This is a genomic window from Nitrospira sp. (assembly GCA_016788885.1).
In the GTDB taxonomy this organism is placed as follows: domain Bacteria; phylum Nitrospirota; class Nitrospiria; order Nitrospirales; family Nitrospiraceae; genus Nitrospira_A.
In genome coordinates, this window is sequence record JAEURX010000012.1 from 1 (window position 1) to 15366 (window position 15366).

Here is a 15366-nt window from a genome sequence, read left to right on the forward strand (position 1 = left end):
GTAGCTGACAAACTTCGCCATCCCGCGATCCGAGCAGATCTTCGTCAACGCACTCGTCAGCGTCGTCTTGCCATGGTCCACGTGCCCGATCGTCCCAATGTTCACGTGCGGCTTGCGTCGCTCAAATTTCGCCTTCGCCATCCCCGACCCTCCCTAAATCCACAACAACTAACGGCCTACTCACCACGATGCTTGGCAGTGATCGCTTCGGCAATTTGCCGCGGAACTTGGTCATAGCGATCAAATTCCATGCTGTACGTGGCACGACCCTGCGTCCGAGAACGCAAATCCGTTGCGTAGCCAAACATTTCCATCAGCGGAACCGTCGCCTCAATCGCCTGGGCGCCGGCACGAACCTTCATTCCCTGAACCTTGCCACGACGACCATTCAGATTGCCGATGACATCGCCCATGAAGTCTTGCGGAACAAGCACCTCAACCTTCATGATCGGCTCAAGCAAGACAGCGTCTGCCTTCTTACATGCGTCAGCAAAACCCATTGACGCGGCAATCTTGAAAGCCATTTCGTTAGAATCGACGTCGTGATAAGAACCATCAATCACGGTAACCCGCACATCGCGCAATGGAAAGCCAGCGACAACCCCCGTCTCCATGCGCTCACGAACACCTTTTTCAATGGCAGGGATATATTCCTTCGGGATGGCACCACCAACAACTTTATTAACAAACTCCAATCCCTTACCAGCCTCTGCCGGCTCAACAGTCAACACGACGTGGCCATATTGACCCCGACCGCCAGTCTGCTTGATGTATTTCGACTCCGCCTCGGCCTTCTTGCGAATGGTCTCACGGAACGCAACTTCAGGCTTTCCGACATTAGCCTCAACCTTAAATTCACGCAGCAAACGGTCGACAATAATTTCAAGGTGCAACTCGCCCATACCGGCAATAATTGTCTGGGCGGTCTCTTCATCCGTACGAACCCTGAACGAAGGATCCTCTTGCGCGAGCTTCTGCAAGGCAAAACCCATCTTCTCCTGGTCCTGCTTAGTCTTTGGCTCAATCGCCATTGCGATGACCGGCTCAGGAAACTTCATGACCTCCAGAAGGAGCGGCTGCTTTTCATCCGCAAGCGTATCACCGGTCGTAGCACTCTTCAGCCCAACGGCAGCGGCGATATCGCCAGCATAAACGATATCAATTTCCTCGCGCTTATTGGCATGCATCTTGAGCAGGCGGCCGATACGATCTTTCGTCCCCTTCGTCACATTCAAAACCGCAGTACCAGTCTTCAACGTCCCGGAATAGACACGGAAGAAGGTGAGCTGCCCAGCAAACGGATCCGTCATGATCTTAAACGCCAACGCGGCAAACGGCTCCGAATCAGAAGGCTCCCGCTTAAGCTCCTTACCACTATTAGGATCCACACCAACGGCGGCAGGAATATCAAGAGGCGAAGGGAGATAGTCCACAACAGCATCCAAGAGCTGCTGAACCCCCTTATTCTTGAAAGCAGACCCACAGAGAACCGGCGTCACCTTCATCGCAATAGTGGCAGCACGAATCGCTCGACGAACCTCATCCTCGGTCAATGACTGTCCGTTGAGATACTTCTCCATAACCTGATCATCGTACTCAGCCACCGCCTCGAGCATCTTCTCTCGATACTCATTCGCCTTATCCACGAGATCAGCCGGAATTTCGTCGATCTTATATTTTGCCCCTAACGTCTCATCATCATAAAAGAACCCCTTCATCCTCACCAAATCAACAGAACCGCGGAACTCCGCCTCCCTGCCGATAGGAATTTGAACAGGAACAGGATTCGCACCAAGACGATCAATGATAGACTGGACGCTAGCATAGAAATCAGCCCCAATTCGGTCCATCTTGTTCATGAACGCGATACGAGGCACTTGATATTTATCAGCCTGACGCCAAACAGTCTCAGACTGAGGCTCGACACCCTGAACAGAATCGAAAGCGGCGACAGCACCATCCAAAACACGCAAGGAACGCTCGACCTCGATTGTGAAATCGACGTGACCAGGAGTATCAATAATGTTGATACGATGGTCGCGCCAAAAGCAGGTGGTTGCAGCCGCAGTAATAGTAATACCACGCTCGCGTTCCTGCTCCATCCAGTCCATGGTGGCCGCACCCTCATGAACTTCACCCAACTTATGCGTCATCCCCGTATAGAATAGAATGCGCTCAGTAGTCGTAGTCTTCCCTGCATCAATGTGGGCCATGATGCCGATGTTTCGAGTCCGCTCTAACGGTGTCTGCCTAGCCACAACTCCCCCAGAAAAAAACAAGCGTGCTGCCGCATGAGCCGAAGACCAACCGCTGTAGCACGACACTCACCAGTCGCGCTCACGGCCAAGCCCAACAGCAGCACGATCAATAACTACCAACGATAGTGAGCAAACGCCTTATTGGCCTCAGCCATCCGATGAACATCTTCCCGCTTCTTGACCGACGCCCCAGTATTATTGGAGGCATCGAGCAATTCGGCAGCAAGCCTGTCCTGCATACTTTTTCCGCCGCGCGAGCGAGAATACTCCGTGATCCAACGCAACGCCAACGAGACGCGACGAGACGGCCTGATCTCAACGGGGACCTGATACGACGCACCACCGACACGACGCGACTTCACCTCCACAACCGGCTTCACGTTATCGACAGCCGCCTTGAAGACCTTCATCGGATCGCCGCCACCCGTCTTCTCCTGGATCAAATCAAATGCCCCATAACACACGCGCTCGGCAGTACTTTTCTTCCCACCACCCATCAGGACGTTCAAAAATTTCCCGACCAGCTTGTCCCGATACTTCGAATCCGGCTGCGCTTCTCGATGTCCAAAAAATTGTCCGCGTGGCATCGTTACCCTATAATATAAAATCGGTTTTCGTCACACACCTTCGTGCAACGAGAGAATGACCTACTACTTAGGACGCTTGGCTCCATACTTCGAACGAGCCTGCTTACGATCTGCAACCCCAACCGCATCCAAGGAACCACGCACGATGTGATACCGAACACCAGGCAAGTCCTTCACGCGACCACCGCGCACCAAGACAATAGAATGCTCCTGGAGATTGTGACCAACACCAGGGATATAGGTCGTTACCTCCATACCATTGGTCAAACGAACGCGAGCGACTTTACGAAGGGCCGAGTTCGGCTTCTTCGGGGTGGTGGTATAGACACGGAGACATACGCCGCGCTTTTGCGGACAACGCTTTAGCGCAGGACTCTTCGTCTTGGACTTAACGAGAGTCCGACCTTTTCGGACTAGCTGATTAATCGTTGGCATGCACTCTACTCTTTCTTGAAAATCGCACGGTTGCTCAAAAAGCCCCTGAGCGAAGCCGTCGGATTATAGAGATGTGTGGCACTTGTGTCAAGAACCTTCTTTTTTCTTTCACGGATTATTTTGCGATTCTCCGCCCATTGCCTGAGCCGGTACTTCGCCAACACCAACCGGTTGGGGCACCGAAGCCGCCAACTCACCTGGCGCTTTGGCACTGGCAACAAATGTTTCTCGGTATTCCTCAAATCCACTTCCAGCTGGGATGAGGCGTCCCACAATCACATTTTCTTTCAATCCGAGCAGGTTATCTTCGCGGCCGTTGATGGCCGCTTCAGTCAGTACCCGCGTCGTTTCCTGGAACGATGCCGCCGAGATGAAGCTATCGGTGGTCAGCGCGGCCTTGGTGATTCCTAGCAATACTGGTTTCCCGAGCGCTGGCTTGCCGTCATTTTCGAGAACTCGTTGGTTCTCTATGTCAAACATCCCTTTACTAACCTGACTGCCTGGCAAGAACGAGGTATCGCCGGGATCCTCGATCCGCACCTTTCGAAGCATTTGCCGAACGATGATCTCGATATGCTTATCGTTGATAGACACACCCTGCAGCCGGTACACGTCCTGAACTTCATCAACTAAATACTTCTGAAGTTCCTTCGGTCCTAGCACATCCAGAATGTCGTGGGGATTGGCCGATCCGTCCATGAGGGGCTCGCCAGCGCGTACCCAATCCCCTTCGTGCACGTTGACGTGCTTTCCTTTGGGAATGAAATACTCTTTCACGTCGCCCATCTTGTTGTCGACCAACACTTTGCGCATACCCTTCACAAACCCGCCATAGGAGACCTCGCCGTCGATCTCGCTGATGACCGCCTGCTCTTTTGGCTTACGAGCCTCAAACAGTTCGGCTACACGCGGAAGACCTCCGGTGATGTCCTTGGTCTTTGTGGTTTCACGAGGAATCTTGGCCAACACATCGCCGGGATGCACCATCGCACCCTTTTCGACGAAAATGTGGGCACCAACGGGCAAGAGATATCGCGCCACGGGCGCTCCCGCACCAGAAACCTTGGCGGTTTTCCCACTGTCGTCCTTGATCGAAACTCGCGGACGCAAGGTCGCACCGCTCTGCTCGATAATGACCTTTCGAGACAAACCGGTCACTTCGTCGAACTCTTCCTTCATGGTGACACCTTCGAGAATGTCGCCGTAGGCAACCTTTCCGCCGGTCTCCGTGAGGATGGTCAACGAGTAGGGATCCCATTCCACCAGCTTCTGCCCCACCTCAACACGATCACCGTCCTTGAGCTTAATCTTGGCTCCGTACACAACGGGATACTTTTCACGTTCTCGCCCACTGTCATCGACGATCGCAATTTTGGCATTGCGATTCATGACGACCCACTCACCCTCTTTGTTGCGAACAGCAATGCCCGCATTGTGCACATCAGCATTCTTCTTGGCGTCCAGGCTCATGTACTTCAAATGGCCTGCGTGCTTGGCTTCCAAAACCGTCTGCTCAACAACTTTGCTCGCGGTACCACCGATGTGGAATGTGCGCATCGTCAACTGCGTACCAGGCTCACCGATGGATTGCGCAGCAATAACGCCAACCGGCTCACCCTTCTCGACCAGACGCCCGCGCGACAAGTCTCGCCCATAACAAAGTCGACAGACGCCACGCCCGGACTGACAGGTCAGCACCGAACGAATCTTGACTCGATCGACGCCTGCTTCCACGACGGCCTTGGCTTGCTCTTCGTCGATTTCTTCATTGAAGGAGACAATGATTTCGCCCGTCACCGGATCGCGGATGTCCTCGCCGGCGAGACGTCCCAACAGACGCTCCTCCAACGTTTGAATGATTTCTCCGCCTTCCAGCAGCGCGCTCACCAGGATGCCGTCGGTTGTCCCGCAATCTTCCTCAGTGACAATGACGTCTTGCGCAATATCGACGAGGCGGCGAGTCAAGTATCCGGAATTGGCGGTTTTCAAGGCGGTATCCGCCAAACCTTTGCGCGCGCCGTGCGTCGAAATGAAGTACTGCAAGACCGTCAATCCCTCACGGAAATTGGCCGTGATAGGTGTTTCGATGATTTCGCCTGACGGTTTCGCCATCAAACCGCGCATACCACCGAGCTGACGAATCTGCTGCGAACTTCCTCGGGCACCAGAATCAGCCATCATGAAGATGGGATTGAAGGATTCGGCCTTGGCGGGATCGCCACCGGCACCCAACTCCTTCATCATTTCATTGGCCACCTGTTCAGTTACATGCGCCCAAATGTCGATGACCTTGTTGTATCGCTCACCGTTGGTGATCAAACCTTCGGAGTATTGCTTTTCGATTTCATTGACCTCGTGTTGAGCCTTCCCGATCAGGTCTTCTTTCCTGGAGGGGATATGCATGTTATCGATACAAATCGACATGCCGGCTCGAGTCGCATAGTGGAATCCGAGATCCTTGATTTTATCGAGGAATGTCACGGTCTCTCGATGCCCAGCCTGGCGGTATACCGCATCAATGAGCTTGGACATTTCTTTCTTGGTCATCAACTTGTTTGCATCGGCAAACGGCATCATCGGCGGAAGAATTTCCGACAGAATGACGCGTCCCGCCGTCGTCTGGACCAGCACGCCGTTGCACCGGACCTTGATCCGGGCATGCTCATCCAACGCGCCGGCATCATAGGCAATCCGCGCCTCCTCAGGGGAGCCGAACAGCTTTCCTTCGCCTTTCGCGCCGACACGCTCCTTCGTCAGCCAATAACACCCCAGCACCATATCCTGCGACGGCACCGCGATCGGCTTACCGTTAGCGGGGGACAGGATGTTATTGATCGACATCATCAACACGCGAGCTTCGACCTGCGCCTCAACGGACAGCGGAACGTGTACCGCCATTTGGTCTCCGTCGAAGTCGGCGTTAAATGCTGCGCAGACGAGCGGGTGCAGCCGAATGGCTTTTCCCTCGACCAAAACGGGATCGAAGGCCTGAATTCCGAGCCTGTGTAGCGTCGGTGCGCGATTCAAGAGCACGGGATGCTCGCGAATGACTTCATCCAACACATCCCACACTTCCGGACGTTCTTTTTCAACCAACCGCTTGGCACTCTTGATGGTCGTGGCCGCCCCACGTTCTTCCAATTTGTGGAAGATGAACGGCTTGAACAATTCCAACGCCATTTTCTTGGGCAACCCGCATTGGTGCAAACGCAACTCTGGACCGACGACGATGACGGTTCGACCGGAATAGTCGACGCGCTTGCCGAGCAAGTTCTGACGGAACCGCCCTTGCTTGCCCTTCAACATGTCGCTCAAGGACTTCAACGGCCGCTTGTTTGGCCCACGAATCGCGCGGCCTCGACGACCATTATCAAACAGGGCGTCGACTGCCTCTTGCAGCATGCGCATTTCGTTACGAATGATCACGCCCGGCGCCTTCAGCTCAATCAACCGCTTCAAACGATTATTACGGTTAATCACCCGGCGATACAGATCATTGAGATCAGACGTGGCAAAACGACCGCCATCCAAGGGCACGAGCGGACGCAATTCCGGCGGCAGGACCGGGATGACATCCATGATCATCCACTCAGGCTTGTTTCCTGAACGCCGGAATGCCTCGAGCACCTTCAGCCGTTTCGCATACTTCTTTTTCAAGGCCGCCGACGCGGAGGCTTTCGCCTTCACATGCAACTCGTCCCACTGCGTATTGATATCGACCTTGCGCAGCAATTCTCGAATGGCCTCAGCCCCAATCCCGACCTTGAACGCCCCGCTGCCATACTCCGACTGCAACGAACGCAGCTGCTCCTCGGAAACGAGCTCCTGCTCACTCATGCTCGTGGAGCCCGGGTCCACCATCACGTAGCTCTCGAAATAGAGAATCTTTTCGAGTTGCTTGAGGCTCATGTCCAAGAGCGTGCCAATCCGGCTCGGTACGCCCTTCAAAAACCAGATGTGTGCCACGGGAGCTGCCAGCTCAATGTGCCCCATCCGCTCGCGACGCACCTTCGATTGAATGACTTCCACGCCGCACTTGTCGCAGACAATGCCGCGATGCTTCATGCGTTTATACTTACCGCAGTTGCACTCCCAGTCCTTAATCGGGCCGAAAATCTTGGCGCAGAACAACCCATCCTTTTCCGGCTTGAAGGACCGGTAGTTGATCGTTTCCGGCTTTTTAACTTCGCCGTATGACCATGACCGGATCTTTTCGGGCGACGCGATACGAATGCGCATCGAGTCGAACGACACCGAGTCACGCGGCTTCTCGAATAATGTGTATACACCTTCCAAGGTTGATCCCTCCTTAACGGTCGCCTGAGCGCAGTTCTGAGTGGTGAGCTAGCCGATGTGTCCGCTCGCAGAACTCAGCACTAGAATCAGTCCTTCGATTTAACCAATTCGACATCAAGCCCAAGACTTTGCAGCTCTTTGACCAACACATTGAACGATTCCGGCAGTCCAGGCTCCAGGAACGGCTCGCCCTTGACGACCGCTTCGTACATACGAGAGCGACCGGGGACGTCATCTGACTTCACCGTCAGGAATTCCTGAAGAATGGAAGCAGCACCATAGGCTTGAAGTGCCCAGACTTCCATTTCTCCCAATCGCTGACCACCAAACTGCGCTTTTCCTCCAAGCGGTTGCTGGGTGACCAACGAATAGGGACCGATGGACCGAGCATGAATTTTATCATCGACCAAGTGGTGCAACTTCAGCACATACATATACCCCACCGTAACGGGGCTGCTGAACGACTCGCCAGTCCGACCATCCATCAGGACCGTCTGCCCGCTGGGCGACAACTTGGCCTTCTTGAGAAGCTCCTTAATCTCTTTCTCGGAAGCACCGTCGAATACCGGACTCGCGACCTTGATACCCAGCGCACGAGCGGCCCATCCGAGGTGAGTCTCCAGAATCTGACCGACGTTCATACGCGACGGCACGCCCAACGGATTGAGCACGATCTCCACCGGCGTCCCGTCAGGCAGATAGGGCATATCCTCTTCCGGCAATACGCGCGAAACCACACCTTTGTTGCCATGACGGCCGGCCATCTTGTCACCAACCTGGATCTTTCGCTTCATTGCGATATAGACCTTGACCAGCTTGATGACGCCCGGAGGAAGCTCATCGCCTCGCCTCAGGCGACCAACCTTTTCATCGTACAATGTTTGCAGGATTTCGATCTGCTCCTTGGCGCGGCGCTCCACATCCTCGAGTTCCTTCTGCTCATCCGGATCACTGAGGATGATGTGGCGAACCATGTCGTCCGGGAGGCGCTTCAAGATTTCCGCCGTGAGCTTACCCTTCTTTTTCAAAATGACGTCCCCGGTTTCCGGGTCCATCAGATCACGGCCGACCACCTTGCCGAGCAAGAGCTTGCGAACCTTCTTCGTTTTCTCGTCATCAATGATGCGCAACTCTTCCTGGTGGTCGCGCTGCAACTTCATGTGATCTTCGCTCTCGATGCTCTTCGAGCGTTCGTCCTTATCCAGACCTTTTCTGGAGAAAATCTTCACATCGACGACGATCCCTTCGACGCCGGGAGGCACCGTAAGGGATGTATCCTTCACATCACCGGCTTTTTCTCCGAAGATCGCCCGCAACAATTTCTCTTCCGGCGTCAGCTGCGTCTCACCTTTCGGCGTGACTTTTCCTACAAGAATATCGCCAGGCTTCACTTCGGCACCGATGCGGATGATGCCACTCTCATCCAAGTCGCGGAGCGCTTCTTCGCCGACGTTTGGAATATCGCGCGTAATGTCCTCTTTGCCCAACTTAGTGTCCCGGGCTTCCACCTCGAACTCTTCGATGTGGATGGAGGTAAACGCGTCCTCCCGCACCAATTTCTCACTCAACAAAATCGCGTCTTCGAAGTTGTAGCCCCCCCAAGGCATAAACGCGACGAGCACGTTCTTCCCAAGCGCCAACTCTCCATGGTCAATAGCCGGACCATCCGCCAGCACCTGTCCACGCTTCACCGGCTCGCCGACCCGGACCACCGGCGTTTGAGTGATACAGGTATTCTGGTTCGAACGTTGGAACTTGATCATTTCATAGACGTCGAGACCTGAATCATTGCGCTTGCGCCCCTCCTTGGCATCGGCCCGAACTACGATACGAGTCGCATCGACGCTTTCCACCACACCTTCGCGCTTGGCTTGCACGACGTAGCCTGAATCGCGAGCCACGACGGCTTCCATGCCGGTTCCCACCAAGGGAGACTCTGCCTTGAGCAGGGGCACGGCTTGCCGCTGCATGTTCGATCCCATCAAGGCACGATTCGCGTCGTCGTGCTCCAGGAACGGCACCAGCGCGGTCGCCACGCTGACGACCTGCTTTGGCGACACATCCATATATTCGATCTTATCAGGCGTTGCCGTAATAAAATCTCCAGCTGATCGTGCCGACACCGTTTCGGAAACGAGACGACCTCCGGTATCGAGCTTTGAGTTGGCCTGGGCGATAATATACTTATCTCCCTCGATGGCCGAGAGATACTCCAACTCATCACTCACACGCCCCTTCACAACCTTCCGATACGGCGCCTCAATGAATCCGAACTCATTGATGCGGGCATACGTCGCCAAGGACGTAATCAACCCGATGTTGGGGCCTTCCGGCGTTTCAATCGGACAAATGCGGCTGTAGTGGGAAGGGTGTACGTCGCGCACTTCAAAGCCGGCTCGTTCTCGGGTCAAACCGCCTGGCCCCAGGGCCGACAACCGGCGCTTGTGGGTGATTTCCGCCAGGGGATTGGTTTGATCCATAAACTGGGACAGCTGGCTGCTACTGAAGAACTCTTTGACCGCTGCAACAACTGGCTTCGCATTGATCAAGTCATGGGGCAGCACCGTCTCCATATCCAGGAGATTCATCCGCTCCTTGATGCTGCGCTCCATCCGGACGAGACCGAGGCGGAATTGATTTTCCAACAATTCACCGACGGACCGCACCCGACGATTCCCCAAGTGGTCGATGTCGTCAATTTCCCCACGGCCGATCTTCAGATTGACCAGGTAGCGCACCACCTCGACAATGTCTTGCGCCGTCAAGGTACGCTGCTCCAAGGCGAAATCAAGTCCCAACTTCTTATTGAGCTTCAACCGTCCAACAGGAGACAGATCGTAGCGCTTAGGGCTCAAGAAAAGGTTATCGAACAACGCACGGGCGGTTTCCACCGAAGGCGTCTCGCCCGGTCGAAGCCGACGATAGATCTCAACCATCGCCTCTTCTTTAGACCCGGTACGCTCCATGTCGAGCGTATCAAGGATGACCAACGTCGCATTGGTCGTATCCAAATACACAACCTTGAATTCCTCAATATCGCTATCGAGAATCTTTTCAAGAATCTCCTCGGTGAGACGTTGATTTTTTTCAGCCAGCGACTGTTTTTTACCGCTATCCACCAACTCCGTCAGCACCGCACGGCCGACCAGCTCGGCAGGCGTCACCGGGATCTCCTTAATCCCTGCGGCTTTCAGTTTGGCGATCAACGCCTTCGTTAATTTGGCGCCTTCGCGAACCAGCGGATCTTTACCGCCCTTCTCCGTCACCTCCGTCGAGCACTTCAGGCCGTGATGGATTTCCGGGTCGAGCTTCCGATAGAGCTTTCCCTTGGAAACACGGATCTCCTCCACCGGATAGTACATCCGCAACAAGTCGTCAGTGCTATAACCGAAAGCCTTCAAGAGAATGGTCGCCGGCATTTTACGCCGACGATCGATACGCACATACAGGATATCCCGGGCGTCGAACTCAAAATCGAGCCACGATCCGCGATAGGGAATAATCCGAGCCGAATACAAGACCTTGCCACTGGCATGCGTTCGCCCCTTGTCGTGCGTGAAGGACGCGCCCGGCGAGCGGTGCAACTGACTGACCACCACCCGCTCGGTCCCGTTAATAAGGAACGTTCCGCGCTCGGTCATGAGCGGCAATTCGCCGACATACACCTCTTGCTCACGAACGTCCAACACCTTCTTCTTCGGCCCCTTGTCTTCCTTGTCGAACACAATGAGCCGAACACGCAACTTCAAGGGAACGGCAAACGTCATGCCCTGCTCAAGACACTCCCGCTCGTCGTATTTCGGCGTCCCTAGCGAGTAGTTGGAAAACTCTAAGGCTGCCGTATTGTTGTAATCGGTGATGGGAAATACGCTCGCTAACGCCGCCTGTAACCCCTGGTCCTTGCGACGATCTGGCTCGACCTCCATCTGGAGAAACTCTTCGTAGGACCGCTTCTGGATTTCGATGAGATCGGGAATATCGATACTCGTACGAATCCGAGAAAAATCCTTACGTTCGACAAACTCCGAAAGAGTCGATTCCGACATTCGTTAGCCCTCCAAGCTCATAAGGAGATGAGCGCCCCGCGCCATCCCGACGAACAACTCACACCGCGGAACAAGACACACTACTTAATCTCGACTTTGGCTCCGCTCTCCTCGAGCTTCTTCTTCATCGCGTCAGCTTCTTCCTTGGTCGCGCCGGACTTGATGGGCTTTGGCGCACCTTCGACCAAATCCTTCGCTTCCTTGAGCCCCAGACTGGTGAGCTCACGCACCACCTTGATGACCTGAATCTTTTTGTCGGCCGGAGCGCTGGCCAGAATGACATCAAAGGAGGTCTTCTCTTCAGCCGGCGCCGCCGCCGCACCACCGCCACCGCCCACTGCCGCAACGGCCACCGGTGCTGCCGCCGTCACGCCAAAACGCGACTCCAGGCCCTTCACCAATTCCGCCAACTCCAATACGCTCATGCCCTCGATTGCCTTGATCAATTCATCCTGCGACAATTTTGTTCCTGCTGCTGCTGACATGTCCCCCTCCCCTTTCTTTTTATCCTGAATGGCTGCAATGACTCGCACAAACTTGCTCAAGACTCCGCTCAACGCATAGACCACACCACGTATCGGCCCCTGCATGGCCGACAACAACATGGCGATTAACACTTCCTTCTTCGGCAGCTGCGCAATCGCTGTCAGATCGGCCGCCTGCACCAACCTGCCTTCCAATACTCCGACCGTCACCTTCATTTTTTCAGAGCGTTTTTCCGCCTGAATAAAATCGCGCAAGATTTTGGCCGGAAGAACCGGATCGTCGTACCCAATCACGAGCCCGGTCGGGCCCTTAAAATGCTCCTTCGCATCAGCCAGGGTGGTCCCCACAGACGCCCGCACAGCCAGAGTATTCTTGACGACACAGTATTCAGCCTTGGCACCGCGCAATTGCCTGCGCAGCTCAGTCATCTGACTGACGGGCATCCCGGCACATTCCGTCAGAATAGCCAAGCGTGCGCGACCGAACTTTTCCGTCAACTCCGCGATCGCTGTTGCTTTTTCTTCTTTCTTCATGCCTTTCCCCTTACTGAGAACCTGTCCGTTCTCACCCCCACAACTTCGAGAGCGCCACTGGATCCAGCTTCACACCAGGACCCATGGTGCTCGACATTGTCACGCTCTTGAGATAACGCCCCTTACAAGATGACGGCTTTGCCTTGACCACCGATTCCAACACCGCCTGAGCGTTGTCACACAATTTCTGCACATCGAATGACACCTTGCCGACCGGAACCTGCACGATACCAGCCTTCTCCACCTTGAATTCGACGCGGCCCTTGCGAATTTCGCTCACGGCCTTTCCGACCTCGAACGTCACCGTCCCCGTCTTCGGGTTTGGCATCAGGCCTCGCGGACCGAGCACTTTACCGAGCTTACCGACGGAGGCCATCAAGTCGGGGGTAGAGATTGCGCAATCAAACTCCATCCATCCGCCCTTAATTTTTTCCATCAGATCATCGGCGCCCACATAGTCAGCCCCGGCTTGCTTCGCTTCCTGCTCTTTCTCACCCTTAGCAAATACGAGCACGCGGAGCTTTTTCCCGGTACCGTGCGGGAGCGCGGTCGTCCCGCGAACCATCTGATCCGATCGTTTCGGATCAACGCCCAGCCGAATGGCCAAATCAACGGATTCGTCATACTTCGCGAAGGCGGCCTGCTTGACGGCTTCAACCGCCTCCTTCAACTCATAAAACCTGGGCTCGATCTTCTCCTGAGCCGCGGTCATTTTCTTTCCCATACTGCTACTCCTTCACATCCGCCGGAGGTTCACTCTGCAGAAACTTACTGGACGGTGATACCCATGCTGCGCGCCGTCCCCTGAATAATATTGATGGCGCCCTCAAGGTCGGCCGCATTCAGATCGGACATTTTCTTCTGCGCAATCTCCCGAATCTGAGCTTGCGTGACTTTCCCAACCTTATCCTTGTGCGGGACGCCAGAACCCTTGATGATACCGGCAGCCTTCTTGAGCAGATCCGACGCCGGCGGAGTCTTCATAATGAAGGTGAAGCTCCGGTCCTTATAGACCGTAATGATCACCGGGATAATGCTATCCCCTTCTTTTTGGGTTTTTGCATTGAACTGCTTGCAAAACTCCATGATGTTCACGCCGTGCTGTCCCAGCGATGGACCGACAGGCGGAGCAGGATTCGCCTTGCCGGCCGGAATTTGCAACTTAATCTGTGCTGATACTTCCTTGGCCATGAGTTACTCCCTGAGAACTGCGGACTGCGCGGGAGGACCGAGAACGGCTCTCAGCCCCGACCATCAATCCAGTGACCTCAAATACGTTCGACCTGCAAAAACCCGAGCTCGACCGGAGTGGACCGGCCAAAAATGCTGACAAACACCTTCACACGATTGTGGTCGGCATCCACATCATCGACGGCACCGTTGAAGCCCAAAAATGGACCGTCGACGATACGAACGTTATCGCCCTTGATAAATCTCACCTGCTCACGCGGACCGGCTGCTCCGGCATCCACCTGCTTCAGCAACGAATCCACCTCTTCAGTGGATAGAGGCGTCGGCTGAGCCCCGCCCCCGACGAATCCCGTCACCTTCGGCGTTTCCTTGATCATCTGCAAGGTTTCATCGGCCAGGGGCGACTCCAATTCAATCAACACATACCCGGGGAAAAATTTTCGCCGGGACGTCCGCCGCTTGCCGTCCTTGATCTCGATGACATCTTCCGTGGGCACCAACACTTGCCCAAGTCGCTCAGTGAGCCCCATTTGATTAGCACGCTCAAGGAGACTGGTCTTGACGCGCCCCTCGAAGCCCGCATAGGTGTGGATGACGTACCAGTTCTTATTGCTCATCATCTCCTCTCAGCTGAACATCCAGCATCGTATCGTCCGGCACCACCGGACCTGTCCAGCCGCACCACGCAACTAAATGACCTTGCGCATCAGCCAGCCCAGCACGGAATCCATCATCGACAAATACAGAGACATCAGGATGCAGAACACGATCACGACCGTCGTCGCGCCGATGGTTTCCGCCTTCGTCGGGAAAGACACCTTCTTCAATTCGCCGCGCACACCGTCGATGAATTCTCGAACAGAGGTGATCAATCGCTGAAACACGGTTACAATCCTCTCTTACAACCACACGGGGGGAAACCCCACGCCCACCCGAAATCCCACAAGTCACAGCGGCACATTCGAATTGGCAGGGGCACTAGGATTTGAACCTAGACTCTCGGTTTTGGAGACCGATGTGCTGCCATTGACACCATGCCCCTCCGCCCGAAACCTGCACGCCGTCAAGTGGACCGCCACCAAACCGGCATCGATGCCTTACTTCACTTCTTTGTGGGCGATGTGCTTCCGGCAAAATTTGCAGAACTTGTTCCGCTCCAAGCGGTCCGGGTCATTCTTCTTGTTTTTGCGGGTCGTATAATTCCGCTGCTTGCAGACCGTACAGGCCAAGTCGATAATTTCTCGCATGTCGTACCCCGTGAGGCAAGGAGCATGACGCGGGAGAACCAGCCACCCCCGCCATCAAACACCTAATGCCTAACGCCTCCCTCTACTACGCTAGAATTTCCGTGACGACGCCCGAGCCGACGGTTTTGCCGCCCTCGCGCACCGCAAACCGCAAGCCCTGATCCATCGCGATCGGGCTGATCAATTCGCCCGTCACCGTCACATTGTCGCCCGGCATCACCATCTCCACGCCCGCCGCCAACGTCACGATCCCCGTCACGTCCGTCGTCCGGAAGTAGAACTGCGGC

13 protein-coding genes and 1 tRNA gene are annotated in these 15366 nt (G+C 55.0%); all 14 read right to left on the reverse strand.

Translation table 11 applies throughout. The features are described from left to right. The coding region (gene tuf, locus JNL86_02825) for an elongation factor Tu (protein ID MBL8041834.1) at positions 1-141 on the reverse strand (141 nt) is incomplete at its 3' end. 35 nt (positions 142-176) lie between these two features. Beyond that, positions 177-2258, reverse strand: a complete 2082-nt coding sequence (gene fusA, locus JNL86_02830) for an elongation factor G (GenBank protein MBL8041835.1) — start codon at positions 2256-2258, stop codon at positions 177-179. Between the two features lie 113 nt (positions 2259-2371). Beyond that, on the reverse strand, positions 2372-2845 hold the full coding sequence (gene rpsG, locus JNL86_02835) for a 30S ribosomal protein S7 (protein MBL8041836.1): 474 nt from the start codon (positions 2843-2845) through the stop codon (positions 2372-2374). Positions 2846-2908: 63 nt separating this feature from the next. Further along, positions 2909-3280, reverse strand: a complete 372-nt coding sequence (locus JNL86_02840) for a 30S ribosomal protein S12 (protein MBL8041837.1) — start codon at positions 3278-3280, stop codon at positions 2909-2911. A gap of 108 nt (positions 3281-3388) precedes the next feature. After that, positions 3389-7576 carry a DNA-directed RNA polymerase subunit beta' gene (rpoC, locus tag JNL86_02845; protein MBL8041838.1) on the reverse strand — a complete coding sequence of 1396 codons (4188 nt, stop codon included), beginning with the start codon at positions 7574-7576 and terminating at the stop codon, positions 3389-3391. An 86-nt stretch (positions 7577-7662) separates the two neighbouring features. Next, positions 7663-11622, reverse strand: coding sequence for a DNA-directed RNA polymerase subunit beta (gene rpoB / locus JNL86_02850; GenBank protein ID MBL8041839.1), 3960 nt, complete (start codon positions 11620-11622; stop codon positions 7663-7665). 80 nt (positions 11623-11702) lie between these two features. Further along, entirely contained in the window at positions 11703-12641 is a 939-nt protein-coding gene (rplL, locus tag JNL86_02855; protein ID MBL8041840.1) for a 50S ribosomal protein L7/L12, read from the reverse strand. A gap of 31 nt (positions 12642-12672) precedes the next feature. Further along, positions 12673-13365 carry a 50S ribosomal protein L1 gene (locus tag JNL86_02860; GenBank protein ID MBL8041841.1) on the reverse strand — a complete coding sequence of 231 codons (693 nt, stop codon included), beginning with the start codon at positions 13363-13365 and terminating at the stop codon, positions 12673-12675. A gap of 44 nt (positions 13366-13409) precedes the next feature. Beyond that, a complete protein-coding gene (rplK, locus tag JNL86_02865; protein MBL8041842.1) occupies positions 13410-13832 on the reverse strand; it encodes a 50S ribosomal protein L11 in 423 nt (140 codons plus the stop codon). A gap of 77 nt (positions 13833-13909) precedes the next feature. After that, entirely contained in the window at positions 13910-14449 is a 540-nt protein-coding gene (gene nusG / locus JNL86_02870) for a transcription termination/antitermination protein NusG (GenBank protein ID MBL8041843.1), read from the reverse strand. A 72-nt stretch (positions 14450-14521) separates the two neighbouring features. Continuing rightward, the gene (secE, locus tag JNL86_02875) at positions 14522-14716 is read right to left on the reverse strand and encodes a preprotein translocase subunit SecE (protein ID MBL8041844.1); all 195 of its coding nucleotides are present in this window, start codon (positions 14714-14716) and stop codon (positions 14522-14524) included. 83 nt (positions 14717-14799) lie between these two features. Next, positions 14800-14874, reverse strand: a tRNA-Trp gene (locus tag JNL86_02880). A 55-nt stretch (positions 14875-14929) separates the two neighbouring features. Further along, complete coding sequence (gene rpmG / locus JNL86_02885; protein ID MBL8041845.1) at positions 14930-15079, reverse strand: 50S ribosomal protein L33; 150 nt, start codon at positions 15077-15079, stop codon at positions 14930-14932. An 85-nt stretch (positions 15080-15164) separates the two neighbouring features. Beyond that, positions 15165-15366: elongation factor Tu (tuf, locus tag JNL86_02890; protein ID MBL8041846.1), on the reverse strand; the 202-nt coding region annotated here is incomplete at its 5' end.

Coding starts and splice junctions, on each gene's coding strand:
- rpsG (MBL8041836.1), bottom strand. CDS start 2,845: ATGCCACGCGGACAATTTTTTGGACATCGAGAAGCGCAGCCGGATTCG.
- JNL86_02840 (MBL8041837.1), bottom strand. CDS start 3,280: ATGCCAACGATTAATCAGCTAGTCCGAAAAGGTCGGACTCTCGTTAAG.
- rpoB (MBL8041839.1), bottom strand. CDS start 11,622: ATGTCGGAATCGACTCTTTCGGAGTTTGTCGAACGTAAGGATTTTTCT.
- rplL (MBL8041840.1), bottom strand. CDS start 12,641: ATGAAGAAAGAAGAAAAAGCAACAGCGATCGCGGAGTTGACGGAAAAG.
- JNL86_02860 (MBL8041841.1), bottom strand. CDS start 13,365: ATGGGAAAGAAAATGACCGCGGCTCAGGAGAAGATCGAGCCCAGGTTT.
- rplK (MBL8041842.1), bottom strand. CDS start 13,832: ATGGCCAAGGAAGTATCAGCACAGATTAAGTTGCAAATTCCGGCCGGC.
- nusG (MBL8041843.1), bottom strand. CDS start 14,449: ATGAGCAATAAGAACTGGTACGTCATCCACACCTATGCGGGCTTCGAG.
- rpmG (MBL8041845.1), bottom strand. CDS start 15,079: ATGCGAGAAATTATCGACTTGGCCTGTACGGTCTGCAAGCAGCGGAAT.